14 protein-coding genes and 2 riboswitches are annotated in these 13,925 nt (G+C 72.5%); of the genes, 8 read left to right on the plus strand and 6 right to left on the minus strand.

Features of this window, described 5'->3' with window-relative positions; translation table 11 throughout:
- Positions 1-124: 124 nt before the first annotated feature.
- From ACIBCT_RS11410 to ACIBCT_RS11430, 5 genes are all read right to left on the minus strand, one after another.
- Positions 125-313, minus strand: coding sequence for a hypothetical protein (locus ACIBCT_RS11410; protein WP_399187347.1), 189 nt, complete (start codon positions 311-313; stop codon positions 125-127).
- A gap of 201 nt (positions 314-514) precedes the next feature.
- Positions 515-1,201 carry a nucleotidyl transferase AbiEii/AbiGii toxin family protein gene (locus ACIBCT_RS11415; protein ID WP_399187349.1) on the minus strand — a complete coding sequence of 229 codons (687 nt, stop codon included), beginning with the start codon at positions 1,199-1,201 and terminating at the stop codon, positions 515-517.
- On the minus strand, positions 1,198-1,542 hold the full coding sequence (locus ACIBCT_RS11420; RefSeq protein ID WP_399187351.1) for a hypothetical protein: 345 nt from the start codon (positions 1,540-1,542) through the stop codon (positions 1,198-1,200). Before ACIBCT_RS11420 ends, ACIBCT_RS11415 begins: the two co-directional genes overlap by 4 nt.
- Before the next feature lie 76 nt (positions 1,543-1,618).
- Positions 1,619-2,371: a hypothetical protein gene (locus ACIBCT_RS11425; protein ID WP_399187353.1), complete on the minus strand. Its 753-nt coding sequence runs from the start codon at positions 2,369-2,371 to the stop codon at positions 1,619-1,621.
- 59 nt (positions 2,372-2,430) lie between these two features.
- Positions 2,431-3,153, minus strand: a complete 723-nt coding sequence (locus ACIBCT_RS11430; protein ID WP_399187355.1) for a FadR/GntR family transcriptional regulator — start codon at positions 3,151-3,153, stop codon at positions 2,431-2,433.
- 87 nt (positions 3,154-3,240) lie between these two features.
- Here ACIBCT_RS11430 and ACIBCT_RS11435 point away from each other — a divergent pair, with 87 nt between their 5' ends.
- The 8 genes from ACIBCT_RS11435 to ACIBCT_RS11470 all read left to right on the plus strand — a co-directional run bounded on the left by ACIBCT_RS11435 (position 3,241) and on the right by ACIBCT_RS11470 (position 12,923).
- Entirely contained in the window at positions 3,241-4,584 is a 1,344-nt protein-coding gene (locus ACIBCT_RS11435; RefSeq protein ID WP_399187357.1) for a glutamine synthetase family protein, read from the plus strand.
- A gap of 2 nt (positions 4,585-4,586) precedes the next feature.
- Positions 4,587-5,936 carry an aldehyde dehydrogenase family protein gene (locus tag ACIBCT_RS11440; RefSeq protein ID WP_399187359.1) on the plus strand — a complete coding sequence of 450 codons (1,350 nt, stop codon included), beginning with the start codon at positions 4,587-4,589 and terminating at the stop codon, positions 5,934-5,936.
- A gap of 4 nt (positions 5,937-5,940) precedes the next feature.
- Entirely contained in the window at positions 5,941-6,705 is a 765-nt protein-coding gene (locus ACIBCT_RS11445; RefSeq protein WP_344888134.1) for a 3-oxoacyl-ACP reductase, read from the plus strand.
- A 76-nt stretch (positions 6,706-6,781) separates the two neighbouring features.
- Entirely contained in the window at positions 6,782-7,474 is a 693-nt protein-coding gene (locus tag ACIBCT_RS11450) for a gamma-glutamyl-gamma-aminobutyrate hydrolase family protein (RefSeq protein WP_399187361.1), read from the plus strand.
- An 86-nt stretch (positions 7,475-7,560) separates the two neighbouring features.
- Positions 7,561-7,659, plus strand: a riboswitch (glycine riboswitch).
- A riboswitch (glycine riboswitch) is annotated at positions 7,660-7,754 on the plus strand.
- 33 nt (positions 7,755-7,787) lie between these two features.
- Positions 7,788-8,879 (plus strand): glycine cleavage system aminomethyltransferase GcvT, encoded by a 1,092-nt coding sequence (gcvT, locus tag ACIBCT_RS11455; RefSeq protein ID WP_399187363.1) that lies wholly within the window; start codon positions 7,788-7,790, stop codon positions 8,877-8,879.
- Positions 8,876-9,268 (plus strand): glycine cleavage system protein GcvH, encoded by a 393-nt coding sequence (gcvH, locus tag ACIBCT_RS11460; protein ID WP_399187364.1) that lies wholly within the window; start codon positions 8,876-8,878, stop codon positions 9,266-9,268. The genes gcvT and gcvH overlap by 4 nt, the downstream gene beginning before the upstream one ends.
- A gap of 73 nt (positions 9,269-9,341) precedes the next feature.
- Entirely contained in the window at positions 9,342-10,718 is a 1,377-nt protein-coding gene (locus ACIBCT_RS11465) for an L-serine ammonia-lyase (protein ID WP_399187367.1), read from the plus strand.
- Between the two features lie 231 nt (positions 10,719-10,949).
- Complete coding sequence (locus ACIBCT_RS11470; RefSeq protein ID WP_399187369.1) at positions 10,950-12,923, plus strand: hypothetical protein; 1,974 nt, start codon at positions 10,950-10,952, stop codon at positions 12,921-12,923.
- A gap of 224 nt (positions 12,924-13,147) precedes the next feature.
- Here ACIBCT_RS11470 and ACIBCT_RS11475 read toward each other — a convergent pair whose 3' ends face one another.
- Entirely contained in the window at positions 13,148-13,819 is a 672-nt protein-coding gene (locus ACIBCT_RS11475) for a DUF6286 domain-containing protein (protein WP_399187371.1), read from the minus strand.
- Between the last annotated feature and the right edge of the window lie 106 nt (positions 13,820-13,925).

The following is a 13,925-nucleotide window of genomic DNA, read 5'->3' on the forward strand; positions in this document are numbered from 1 at the left end:
GGGCGGGCCGGATCACGACCCGGGCCGCCCGGTGGCCGCCTGATGCCGGTGTCCCGCCGACGCGGAGTCGGCTCCGAGGTGAGCCCGTCGGCGGGACACCGGTGGCCGGTGCGGCGGGCGGGGGTCAGCGGCGGCGGGCGCCGTACTCCTTACGCATCTCCGCGACGGTGTCCAGGATCTCGTCCTGGGTCTTCAGAAGCTTCGCCTCGGCCTCTTCGGTCCTCGCCTCGGCCACCAGACGACGGTTCCCCGTCCGGCTGCCCAGCTTCCGCTTGGCCTTGGCCTTCATTTCGCGCAGGTTGAGCTTCTCCATGAGACCCATGATCAGCACTCCTTCGGCAGAGAGGACCTTCGACTGCCCGGAACGGGACCGAGTATGCGTCACACGAACCTTCCCCTCTCACCCGGGTCCCAGAACTCACCGTCGATCCGCCGATCCGCCGATCCGCCGATGCGGTGATGCGGTGACGCGGCGTCCCGGGCCCGCTCCACGCCCCCGGCCGGGGAGCGCGCCTCAGTCCGGGTCGGGAACGTCGTCGTACTCCACGTCGCCCTCCTCGGCGCGGCGCAGGCCGATGTCCTCCACCCAGGCACGGACGAACCGGCGGATCTCGGCGATCCGCTCGCCGTCCACGCCGTAGGCCTCGAAGTCCTCGTCGGCGATGAGGTCGACGAACTCCAGCCGCATCACCAGCTCGGCGATCGAGAACTCCTCGTTGTGCAGCCGGGCGAGGTGCTCCAGCTCGCGGAAGCCGTACAGGTGGGAGACCGAGGCGATGTCGATGACGTCGCGGGCCAGGCTGCGCTCGTGCAGGGCCCGCATCTTCAGGCCGACCGCGTCGTCCAGGGAGACGACGGAGACGTCGCCGACGATCACGGGCTGCTGCTGGAACGCCTCCCTGAGCAGGTCGAACTCGCAGCTCTGCTCGGTCACCGGGTCGCTGACCACGAGGCGGCCCATCCTGGGCGTCACCTCCGTCAGGGTGACCTCCAGCCCGGCCTGCCGGAACGCCTCGGCCATGCCCTCGGCGACCTCGGGAAGCGGCGTCTCGGCGGCGGTGGCGAAGTCGAGGTCGTTGCTCGGCCGTTCGGTGAACCCGTGGGCGTTCATCGCGTAACCGCCTGCCAGGACCAGCCCGAACCGGGCACAGGCGGGGAGCGCGGCCTCCAGCATCCGCTGCTGGAAGGGGGGCAGGATCACCGCGGCCACCCCGGCGCCCCGGTCCCGTACCCCAGGGCGCTGATCTTGGTCTCCCAGGCCCTGCGGTAGCTCGGCCCGATGCCCCGGCGCAGGGTCGGCCAGTCGGCCAGCAGCAGGTCGGCGTTGAGGTAGGACTCGGCGTCGGAACGGCCGCCCCCGGTGATGACCGTGCGATACAGGCTCATCCGCAACAGCGGGTTGACCAGGTCGTACTCCGTCAGCCCGGACCAGCCCAGGTGCCCGGGCAGGGCGACCTTCCCGGTCGCCGGGCCGCGCAGGTCGGCCAGCGATTCGGGGACGCGCTGTTCCACGCCGTCCCAGCGGGAAGGAAGCGTACTCACGTTCCCCAGTATGCCCGTCCTCGGCGCGCGGGTACCGGCAAGCGCGCCGTCCCGCGCCCCCGCGTCCGTGCGCGGTTCAGCGGCGGGAGCGGCGGCGGGTGGAGGGCAGGTCATGGCGGCCGGAGAGGAACTCCTGAAAGGAGATCTTGGCCCGGATCACCGGGCGGCGCCAGCGTTCCTCGCGGCGCTCGGCCCTGGCCATCTTGGCCGGGCGCGGGTGCCGGGCGCCGGGGGCGAGGAACCAGTGGGCCCAGGGCGACCCGGGCCGGGCCAGCCGCACGGCTCCGGGCACCAGCAGGATCGGCACGAACAACCCGGCCAGCCCCGTCCAGAGCTTGCCCTTGAGCAGGGTGATCACGGCGAGCCCGAGATTGACCACGATGAGGCCGGCGGTCAGCCAGGTGTCCGGCGTGGTGCCGTCGGAGTCGCCCCAGCCCAGGGGGCGCAGGCCGACCAGGAGCAGGCCGGTGATCGCGACGGCCATGAACACCGCGTCGACCGAGGCGCGGCCCTCCTCCTCCCAGTAGACGTCGCGCAGGTGCAGGATGAGCGCGAACTCGTCGAGGATCAGGGCGGCCCCGGCGCCGAAGACGGCCGCGGTCACCGCGTACCAGCCGTCGGACACCCCCGAGACGATGAGGCCCGCGACCCCGCCCAGCAGGGTCAGCACCACGCCGAACACCACGTGGTGGATGTGCATCTCGCCGACGCTCACGTTGCGGAACCAGCCGACCCTGGCCCGGATGAGCCGGACGTTGGCCCTGGTGAACAGGAAGACGGCGATCAGCGCGACGAAGAAACAGAACAGCGGCAGCCGTCCTGTGTCCATGATCCTTTCTTGGAACAAATCTCCCACCGACTCATCAGGCTATGCGAGAAACTCTCGCGTCAGGCGAGGAAACCGCGCAGCAGGGCGCCGGTGCCCTCCAGGTGCTCGGCCACGGCCCGGCGCGCGGCCTCGGGGTCCCGGGCCAGGATGGCGGCCACGATCGCCGCGTGCTGGACCCCGGCGTGCTCGATGTTGCGCTGCAGGATCGGGATCGCGTCGAGCAGGTCGGTGATCCGCAGCCGGGCGTCGGCGCAGGAGGCGGTCAGCAGGGCCGAGCCGGTCAGCTCGGCGATGGCCAGGTGGAAGGCCGTGTCGAGGTGGCGGTAGTCGTCGGGGCTGGCCGAGTTGACCGCCTGCAGCCGCTCCCGCAGGGTGTCGCGGCGCTCCCGGGTCAGCTCGGTGGTGGCGAGCACCTGGGCGGCTCCGCACTCCACGGCCATCCTGAAGGTCAGGGCGTCCTCCAGGTCGTCGGTGCCCATGTCCACGACGGCCCGGCGCAGCTCGTCCTCCTGGCGCGGGCGCGGCGGGGCGTAGGTGAGGAACGCGCCGCCGTACCTGCCACGGCGTACGCTGAGATAGCCGGCGTCCTGCAACGCCCGGATGGCCTCGCGCAGGGTGACCCTGCTGATGCCCAGCTGGGCGGCGAGTTCCCGCTCGGGCGGCAGTTTCTCGGTCACCAGACCCAGTTTGATGACCTGGAGCAGCCGCTCCACGGTCTCCTCGAACGCGTTTCCGGCGCGTACCGGCCGAAGCACGGTCACCAGCCGCGACACCTCGTCCAAATCTCACCTCCGGGCCTTGACAAGGCTCCCCCCGCTGCACGTCAATGGTCTAACACTAGCCCAATAAGACTCCGGCGAGGAGGGCGCGTGGACATCGACGAGCTTCACGACGAGGTGCGGGCGGGACGGATCGACACCGTGCTGCTGGCGGTCGCCGACATGCAGGGGCGCCTGCAGGGCAAGCGGCTCTCGGCCCGTTACTTCCTGGAGGAGGTGCTGGGGCACGCCTCGGAGGGGTGCAACTACCTGCTGGCGGTCGACGTGGACATGAACACGGTCGACGGTTACGCGATGTCCTCCTGGGAGCGGGGGTACGGGGACTTCACCATGAAGCCCGACCTGCCCACCCTGCGCCGCGTGCCGTGGCAGGACGGGACGGCCCTGGTGATGGCCGACCTGCTCTGGGAGGACGGCTCCGACGTGACCGCCTCGCCGCGTCAGATCCTGCGCCGCCAGCTCGACCGGCTGGCCGGGCGGGGCTGGGGCGCGTTCGTCGGGACCGAGCTGGAGTTCGTCGTCTTCGCCGACACCTACGAGGACGCCTGGCGCCGCGGGTACCGGGACCTGACCCCCGCCAACCTCTACAACGTCGACTACTCCCTCCTCGGCACCGCCCGCGTCGAGCCGCTGCTGCGCCGGATCAGGCTCGGCATGGAGGGCGCCGGGATGTACGTCGAGTCCGCCAAGGGCGAGTGCAACCTGGGCCAGCACGAGATCGCCTTCCGCTTCGGCGACGCCCTGGCCGCCTGTGACGACCACTCGATCTACAAGAACGGGGCCAAGGAGATCGCCTCCCAGGAGGGCATGTCGATCACCTTCATGGCCAAGCCCAACCACCGCGAGGGCAACTCCTGCCACATCCACATCTCGCTGCGGGACGAGGGCGGGGAGCCGGTCATGGCCGGGTCGGGGCGGCACGGCCTGTCGGCCGTCGGCGAGCACTTCATCGCGGGCCAGCTGGCCCTGATGCGCGAGCTGACCCTGCTGTACGCGCCGAACGTCAACTCCTACAAGCGCTACGTCCCCGGCAGCTTCGCCCCCACCGCGGTCAAGTGGGGGGTGGACAACAGGACCTGCGCGCTCCGCCTGGTCGGCCACGGCCCGTCGCTGCGGATCGAGAACCGGGTGCCCGGCGGCGACGTCAACCCCTACCTGGCCGTCTCGGCGCTGATCGCGGCCGGGCTGCACGGCATCGAGAACGAGTTGCCGCTTGAGGACGCGTTCGAGGGGAACGCCTACTCCTCAGGGGCGGAGACGGTCCCGCACACGCTGCGGGACGCGCTGGGGCTCTGGGAGGGCTCCTCCTTCGCCCGGGACGCCTTCGGGGAGGACGTGGTGTCCCACTACGCGAACAACGCCCGGGTCGAGCTGGCCGCCTTCGACGCGGCCGTGACCGACTGGGAGCTGTTCCGGGGATTCGAACGGATGTGAACGTGAAGATCATCAATCCGGCGACCGAAGAGGTGCTCGCCGACATCGAGCCCGCGGACGCCGCGGAGATCGACAGGGCGGTGGAGCGCGCCGGTCGCGCCTACGCGGACTGGCGGAGGGTCTCCCCCTCCGACCGGGCCCGGCTGCTGCGCCGTTTCGCCGCGCTGGTGCGCGAGCACGCCGAGGAGCTGGCCGGGCTGGAGGTCGCCAACTCCGGGCACACGATCGGCAACGCCCGCTGGGAGGCGGGCAACGTCGCCGACGTGCTCGACTTCTACGCCGGGGCGCCGGAACGCAACCACGGCCTGCAGATCCCGGTGCCCGGCGGGCTGGACGTCACGTTCAGGGAGCCGCTGGGCGTGGTCGGCGTGATCGTGCCGTGGAACTTCCCGATGGTCATCATGACCTGGGGCGTCGCCCCGGCGCTGGCCGCGGGCAACACGGTGATCGTCAAGCCCGCCGAGTGGACGCCGCTGACCGCGCTGCGGGTGGCCGAGCTGGCGCTGGCCGCGGGCCTGCCCGAGGGGGTGCTGCAGGTCCTGCCCGGCGCCGGGGAGGTCGCGGGCGCCCGGCTGGTCGAGCACCCTGGCGTGTCGAAGATCGTGTTCACCGGGTCGACCGAGGTGGGCAAGGAGATCGCCGCCGTCTGCGCCGGTCAGGTCAAGAGGCTCACGCTGGAGATGGGCGGCAAGAGCGCCAACGTGGTCTTCGCCGACGCCGACCTGGAGCGGGCCGCGGCGACCGCGCCGTACGCGGTGTTCGACAACGCAGGCCAGGACTGCTGCGCGCGCTCCCGGATCCTGGTCGAGCGGAGCGCGTACGAGGAGTTCCTGGCCCGGTTCGGCGAGGCGGTGCTGGGCGTGCGGGTCGGCGACCCGCGCGACGAGGGCACCGAGATGGGCCCGCTGATCAGTTCCGAGCACCGCGAGCGGGTCGCCTCCTACGTCACCGAGGAGCCCCACCTGCGGGGCTCCTGCCCCGACGGGCCGGGGTTCTGGTACCCGGCGACCGTCCTGACGCCGCGCTCGACCGGCGACCGGGCGTTCACCGAGGAGATCTTCGGGCCGGTGGTGTCGGTGGTGCCGTTCGACGACGAGGCGGACGCGGTACGGATCGCCAACGACACCCCGTACGGGCTGAGCGGGTCCGTCTGGACCCGTGACGTCGGCCGGGCGCTGCGGGTGGCCAGGGCCGTCGAGGCGGGCAACCTCAGCGTGAACTCGCACTCCAGCGTCCGCTACTGGACGCCGTTCGGTGGCTTCAAGCAGTCGGGGCTCGGCCGTGAGCTGGGGCCGGACGCGCTGGCGGCGTTCACCGAGACCAAGAACGTCTTCATCTCCGAGGAGGAGTAGAACGATGCAGCGTCTGCAGGACCGGGTGACCGTGATCACCGGCGCCGGAAGCGGGATCGGCCTGGCCACCGCGCGCCGGTTCGCCGAGGAGGGCGCCCGCGTCGTCTGCGTGGACCTGGACGAGGAGACCGGCCGGGCCGCCGCCGCCGAGGTCGGCGGGCTGTTCGTGAGGGCCGACGTGACCGACGAGGACGACGTCGCCCGGGTGTTCGCCACCGCGTTCGACACCTACGGCAGCGTGGACGTCGCGTTCAACAACGCGGGCATCTCGCCGCCGGACGACGACTCGATCCTGGAGACCGGCATCGACGCCTGGCGCCGGGTCCAGGAGGTCAACCTCACCTCGGTCTACCTGTGCTGCAAGCACGTCATCCCGTACATGCGGCGCCAGGGCAAGGGCTCGATCGTCAACACCGCGTCGTTCGTGGCCGTGATGGGCTCGGCGACCAGCCAGATCTCCTACACCGCCTCCAAGGGCGGGGTGCTGGCCATGTCGCGCGAGCTGGGCGTGCAGTTCGCCCGCGAGGGCATCCGGGTCAACGCGCTCTGCCCGGGGCCGGTGAACACGCCGCTGCTGCGGGAGCTGTTCGCCAAGGACCCCGAGCGGGCCCAGCGCCGCCTGGTGCACGTCCCGCTGGGGCGCTTCGCCGAGGCGTCGGAGATCGCCGCCGCGGTGGCGTTCCTGGCCTCGGACGACGCCAGCTTCATCACCGGCTCGGAGTTCCTGGTGGACGGAGGCATCTCCGGCGCGTACGTCACCCCGCTGTAGGGGAGTCCCGGCCGGGCCCGCGGCCACCGGGCCCGGCCCCGTGAGAGCAAGGCAAGGCAAGGCAAGGCAAGAGATCATGTCCCGTCCCGTCATCGGCATCACCTGCTACGTCGAGCCCGCCCGGTTCACCGTCTGGGAGGTGACGACGGCGCTGCTGCCCTACGACTACGTCGACCATGTGGCCCGCGCGGGCGGGCAGCCGGTGATCGTGCCCCCGGCCGGTGACCCCGCGCCGCTGGTGGAGCGGCTGGACGGGCTGATCCTGGCCGGTGGCGGTGACGTCGGCCCGGAGCGGTACGGGCAGGAGCCGCACGCGAGGACCGGATACGTGCGGCCGTTCCGCGACGACGCCGAGCTGGGCCTGGTCCGGGCGGCGCTGGAGCGGGGACTGCCCTTCCTGGGGGTCTGCCGGGGCATGCAGATCCTCAACGTCGCCCTGGGCGGCACCCTGCACCAGCACCTGCCCGACGTGGTCGGTCACTCCGGGCACGCCCCGGCCCCCGGCAGCCACGGCAGGATGCCGGTGCGCCTGGCCCCCGGCAGCCGGACCTCGAAGATCTTCGGCACCGAGACCGTGGACGTGGCCCACTACCACCACCAGGCCCTGGACCGGCCGGGCGAGGGCCTGACCGTGACCGCCCACGCCGGGGACGGCACGATCGAGGCCGTGGAGCTGGACGAGCACCCGTTCGCCGTCGCCGTCCAGTGGCACCCCGAGGCCGACGACGAGTCGGCCCTGTTCGAGGCCCTGGTCCGGCACACCGCCTGACCGGCCTTCGAGCCGGGCCCACCGGCGAGGGCGGCGGGGGATTCCGCTCGGCCGGTGCGGGCGGTTAGGCTGGCGGTGACACCGATGAATCCCGTGCGGGAGAGCGTCCTGACATCCAGGCCAGGACCCCTGAAGGAGCAAGCCCTCCCCGCGAACCTCTCAAGGCAAAGGACCGTGCGGGTAGGTGCTCTCTGGAAAGCAGGCCCCGTGGCCTCGCCGAAGGTGAAAGTCCGGCAAAAACCGGATGAAACTCTCAGGCACCCATGACAGAGGGGGAGGATGATCTCATCTGTCCCCTGCCTGAGGTGCGCACATGTCCCGACCTACGCCGTTGCGCGGCGTCCACGAGGCCCTCGGCGCGACGCTGACCGACTTCGCGGGCTGGCTGATGCCGCTCCGCTACGGCAGTGAGTCCACCGAGCACAACGCGGTCCGCCGGGCGGCCGGCCTGTTCGACCTCTCCCACATGGGCGAGATCTTCGTGACCGGCCCGCAGGCCGCCGAGGCCCTCGACTACGCGCTGGTCGGCCACCTGTCCGCGCTGGAGCCCGGCCGTGCCCGCTACACGATGATCGTCGACGCCGGGGGCGGCGTGCTGGACGACCTGATCGTCTACCGGCTGGCCCCCGCCGAGTTCATGGTCGTCGCCAACGCGTCCAACTACCCGCGGGTGGCCGCCGAGCTGACCGGCCGCGCCAAGGGCTTCGACGCCGCGGTCGACGACCGTTCCGAACGGTACGCGCTGGTCGCGATCCAGGGCCCGCGCTCGGCGGAGATCCTGGCCGGTCTCACCGAGGCCGACCTGGACGGGCTGAAGTACTACGCGGGCCTGCCCGCCGTGGTCGCGGGCCACGAGGCCCTCATCGCCCGTACCGGGTACACCGGCGAGGACGGGTTCGAGCTGTTCGTCGCGGCCGAGGACGCCGAGGCGATCTGGTGCGCCCTCAGCGAGGCGGGCGCGCCGCACGGGCTGGTCCCGGCGGGCCTGTCCGCGCGCGACACCCTCCGGCTGGAGGCGGGCATGCCGCTCTACGGCAACGAGCTGTCGGCCGAGCTGACTCCGTTCGACGCCGGGCTGGGCCGTGTGGTGAGGTTTGACAAGCCGGGCGACTTCGTCGGCCGGGCCGCCCTCGAACCCCTCAGGGACGTCCCGCCGGGCCGCCGCCTGGTCGGCCTGGTCACGAGCGGCCGCAGGGTGCCCCGGCACGGGTACCCGGTGGTGGTCGCCGCCGACGGCACGGTCGTCGGGGAGGTCACCAGCGGGGCCCCCTCGCAGTCGCTGGGCAGGCCCATCGCCATGGCCTACGTGGACAACGGCCTGGCGTCGGGACTGGCCGTCGACATCCGGGGCAGCCGCGAACCGGTCGAGGTCGTCGCACTGCCTTTCTACAGGAGGACAAAATGAGCAGCATTCCCGAGGACCTGCACTACACCAAGGAACACGAGTGGGTCTCCGGAGTGGATGACGGCCTGACCCTCACCGTGGGGATCACCGCCTACGCGGCCGAGGCGCTGGGGGACGTGGTCTACGTGCAGATCCTCCCCGAGGTCGGCAGCACGGTCACCGCCGGTGACACCGTCGGCGAGGTGGAGTCGACCAAGTCGGTGAGCGACATCTTCGCGCCGGTCGGCGGTGAGGTCGTCGAGGTCAACCAGGCCGTCGTGGACGACCCCTCGCTGGTCAACGGCGACCCCTACGGGGAGGGATGGCTGTTCCGCATCCGACTGGAGGGCTCCGCCGACGACCTGCTGTCGCCGGAGGAGTACACCTCGCTCACCTCGGGTGAGTCCTGAGCCTCCGGCTCACCGGTACCCGGGCCACGCGCGTCCCCGGGCGCGCGTGGCCGCCCTCGCTGGGAGGATTCAGATGACGATCAGCGTCTTCGATCTCTTCAAGATCGGAATCGGCCCGTCCAGCTCGCACACGGGCGGCCCGATGGCCGCGGCCCACAGGTTCGCCCGCGGCCTGCACCGTGACGGCCTCCTGGAGAAGACCGCCCGGGTGAGCGCCGTCCTGTACGGCTCGCTCGGGCTGACCGGCAAGGGACACGGCAGCGACAAGGCCGTGCTGCTCGGCCTGTCCGGCGAGAAGCCCGAGCTGGTCGACATCGACACCGTGGACGAGCGGCTGGCCGCCATGCGCGAGTCCGGCACGGTCTCGCTCTACGGCTCCCGCGAGATCCCGTTCGTCATCGGCGAGGACCTCGTCTTCGAACGCAAGATCTCCCTGCCCGGCCATCCGAACGGCATGCGCTTCACCGCCCTGGCGGAGTCCGGCGAGACGCTGCGCGAGCGGGTCTACTACTCGGTGGGCGGCGGCTTCGTGGTCGACGAGAACGCCACCGGCGCCGACCGGATCAAGCCCGACGACACGGTCGTCCCGTACCCGTTCGGCACGGCCGCCGAGCTGCTCGCCCAGTGCGCCGAGACCGGGCTGTCGATCTCGGGGCTGATGCTGGAGAACGAGCAGGCCTTCGGCCGCAGCGAGGCCGAGATCCGCGAGCGGCTGCTCGTGCTGTGGCGGGTCATGACCGAGTGCGTGAACCGGGGCATCGGCAAGGAGGGCGTGCTGCCCGGCGGCCTGAAGGTGCGCCGCCGCGCCCACCAGCTCCACCGGCAGCTGCGGAGCGAGACGCAGGAGAAGGACTCGCTGCAGACCATGGACTGGGTCTCGCTGTTCGCGCTGGCCGTCAACGAGGAGAACGCCGCGGGCGGCCGGATCGTCACCGCCCCCACCAACGGCGCCGCCGGCATCATCCCCGCGGTCCTCACCTACTACGACCGCTTCACGCCCGACGCCGACGACGAGGGCGTGATCCGCTTCCTGCTGACCGCGGGGGCGGTCGGCGTACTGTTCAAGGAGAACGCCTCGATCTCCGGCGCCGAGGTCGGCTGCCAGGGCGAGGTCGGCTCGGCCTGCTCGATGGCCGCCGCCGGGCTCACCGAGGTGATGGGCGGCACCCCCGAACAGGTGGAGAACGCCGCCGAGATCGGCATCGAGCACAACCTGGGGCTGACCTGCGACCCGATCGGCGGGCTGGTGCAGATCCCGTGCATCGAGCGCAACGCGCTGGCCTCGATCAAGGCCATCGCCGCGGCCCGGATGGCGCTGCGCGGCGACGGCCGCCACTTCGTCTCGCTGGACAAGGCCATCAAGACGATGCGCGACACCGGCCGCGACATGCTCGACAAGTACAAGGAGACCAGCCGCGGCGGGCTCGCGGTGAACGTCATCGAGTGCTGAACCCGGGCCGCCCCACCGTCTCCGTGCTCCCCCGTCGTCCCCACCGCCTCCACCGCCTCCACCGGCGGGGGCGGCGGCGCGTCCGGTGACGCCTCGGCCGGGGGCGGTCGTCGCCCCGCGTCCCGGCCGCGACATATGGCCCGATCGACACCAAATCTCGTATCCCGGACGGGATGCCGTGATCCCGCGCCTATGCTGGGTGGCCTCAGCCGCAGGACTCGGGAGGTCGTGGTGGGGACGGGAACGCACGCGGTGAGCCCTTCCCGCCGTCCCGGCCCGGCCGCCCCCTCCCGTGGCCGGCGGGCGCTGCGCCTCCTGGCCTCGCACTGGGTCTTCGCGCTCGCCCTGCTGGCCGGTGGCGGGCTGCGCGCGCTGGCCGTGCTCGGCTACCGCCCGGCCCTGTGGTTCTGGGCCGACTCCTTCGTCTACCTGAACGCCGGGCTCTCCCCGCGTCCCCTGGAGTCGCGCCCCGCCGGGTACGCGCTGTTCCTGTGGATCCTCAAGCCGCTCTCCAGCGTCCAGGCCGTGGTCGTCGTCCAGCACCTCCTCGGGCTGGCCGTGGCGGTCTGTGTCTACCTGCTGCTGCGCAGGCTGGGCGGGCTGCCGGGGTGGGGGGCGACGCTGGCCGCGCTGCCCGCGCTGCTGGACGTCCACCAGGTCCAGCTCGAACACCTCGTCATGGCCGACCTGCTCTTCCAGTTCCTGGCGGTGCTGGCGGTGACGCTGCTGCTGTGGCGGCGGCGCCCGGCGACATGGGTCGCGGCGCTGGCCGGCGCGCTGCTGGCAGCGGCGACCGTCACCCGGACCGTCGGGCTGCCCCTGATCGCCGTCGTCCTGGTCTGCCTGCTGGTCCGCCGCGCCGGGTGGCGGGCGGTCGTCGCGGCCACGCTGACCGCCGCGATCGGCCTGGGCGGGTACGCGGCCTGGTTCGCGTCCGAGCACGGCACCTACGGGCTGACCCGGGGGAACGCGTTCCTGTGGGCGCGGACGATGACCTTCGCCGACTGCTCCGTCATCCGGCCTCCCGGCCCCGAGGCCGCCCTGTGCCCGGTCGAGCCCGCGGGGGCGCGCAAGGCACCGCCGGTCTACATCTGGGACGGCGACTCGCCGCTGAACAGGATCAAGGGGAGCTGGGCCGAGCGCGACGCCCTCGCCGGGGCCTTCGCGACCCGGGCCATCACGGCCCAGCCGGTGGACTTCCTGCGGACCGGCCTGCAGGACGTGGCCCACATCTTCGACTGGACGCGGCGCGTCTACCCGACCCCCGGGCCGCAGAGCGCCTATGTCTTCCCCGACACCGCCCGCCCCTTCCCCGCCGGGACCGCCTCGCAGGGCAGGACCGCAGAGGAGCTGACCACGGCCTACCAGGGCGCCTCCGGGGCGCCCGTCCTGGTCGAGCCGTACGCGGGGCTGCTGCGCGGCTACCAGGAGTACGGCTACGTGCGGGGGCCCTACCTCGCGGTCATCTGCCTGATCGGGCTGATCGGCGTGCTGATGCGGCTGCGCCGGTTCGGTGGCGCGGTGCTGCTGCCGTGGGCGGCCGGGACCGTGCTGCTGGTGCTGCCCCCCTTCATCGCGGCCTTCGACCACCGCTACGTCGTCCCCGCCCTCCCGCTGGTCTGCCTGGCCGCCGGGCTCGCCTTCGGCTCCCGGCGGCACGAGGAGCGCGTCCTGGGCGAGGTGCGCCCCGGGGACGGCGGTCCCGCCGACGACCCCGCGGACGACCCAGCGAACGGCCCGGTGGACGACCCGGCGGACGATCACGGCCGGGACCCCCACGGGGAGCCGCCGTACGGGGAGAGCGAGGAGGACCACCGCTGGGCGTCCGGGCGGCCGGTGTACGCCAGCCCCGTCCCCGACCCCCGGGACCGTGCGCCGCGTCACGACGACGCGGTCGGGATGCCGCTCTTCGGGCGGCAGGGCCACGGCGGGTCAGCGACGCCGGACGTGCAGCCGCACCAGCACGCCGAGTTCTACCTCCCCGAGCGCCCGTCGGACCTTCCCCACGGCGTCCCGGTTGAGCCGCGCCACCAGCTTGCCGACATCGGTCCCTGGGGCGCAGACCACCGTGACGCGCAGCCGCTCGTCCCGTACATGCCTGACCCCGACCCGGGTGAGCCCTTCGACTTCTTTAAGGGCAACGGCGAGCACGGCCGTCCCCGTCCCGGCCCGCCTGCCGCACCGCCCCCGTCCCAGGGCGTGTAGCAGCCACCGCACCGCCAGGACCGCCAGCACCGTCAGGACCAGCGCGGCCGTCCAGCCCTGCCAGGGATGCTCGGCCAGCCACCCCGGAAGGCCGCGGTGCACGAGCCGGGCGCCCGGCCGGTGACCGGGGAGGTCGCCGCGTCCCCGCAGGAAGGCGTACAGCCCGGTGCAGCCGAGCACGGTGCCGGTGACGGCCAGGCCGATCCGGTTCCCCGTGTACGGCCTCACCGGCCCCTCCGCCTGCACAGGCGCACCATGACGTCGCCGCCGTACATCGAGCCCAGGCCCGCCAGGCGGTCGCCCACCGCGGTGCCCACCCGGCGCAGGACCGGCCCGGTCCGCTCGGCGTCGGTGAAGACCGTGACCTCGACGACCCGCGAGGCGAGCCGGACCCGCGCCCGGTTCACCTCCTCCACCGACTCGGCGGCCTCGCGCAGCGTACGGCGGAGCCCGGAGCGGGTGATGCCGATGACCAGGTGCGGATCGCCGGGCTCCAGCGGGACCAGCCGGGGCCGTCCCGGCAGGGCGGCGAGCGCGACCATCGTCGCGCCCGCCAGCATGGCGAGCGCCGCGACCGCGAAGACGGCGGGATCGGACCATCTCCACGAGCCCACGCCGTCGACGAGCAGGCGGTAGGGCTCGCGCGCGACCGGTGACTCCATCAGCAGGCCCACCGTCGTCGAGGCCGCGGCCGACAGCAGCACGGACACCGCCAGGGCCACCGGGACGCCCGCCGGGGTCCTGCCCGGCCGCAGCAGCCGCAGCGACCTGCGGCGGACCTCCTGGAACTGCTCGCCCGCGGCCTTGCCCGGCGAACCGCCGCCTCCCGAACCGCCGCTCCCCGAGCCGCCACCGCTTCCCGAGCCCGCCAGGATGTCCTGGAGAGTAGTCGTCATTCGTTCAGGTGTACGCGTCCCCGGGATCCCGGACGGGGCCTCCCCCGCCCACTTGCCCGATCTTGTGCTGTCACCGGCGGGAGCGTTGACCGTCCTCCGAAGCAAT

This window comes from Streptosporangium sp. NPDC050855, assembly GCF_044456585.1.
Classification (GTDB): domain Bacteria; phylum Actinomycetota; class Actinomycetes; order Streptosporangiales; family Streptosporangiaceae; genus Streptosporangium; species Streptosporangium longisporum.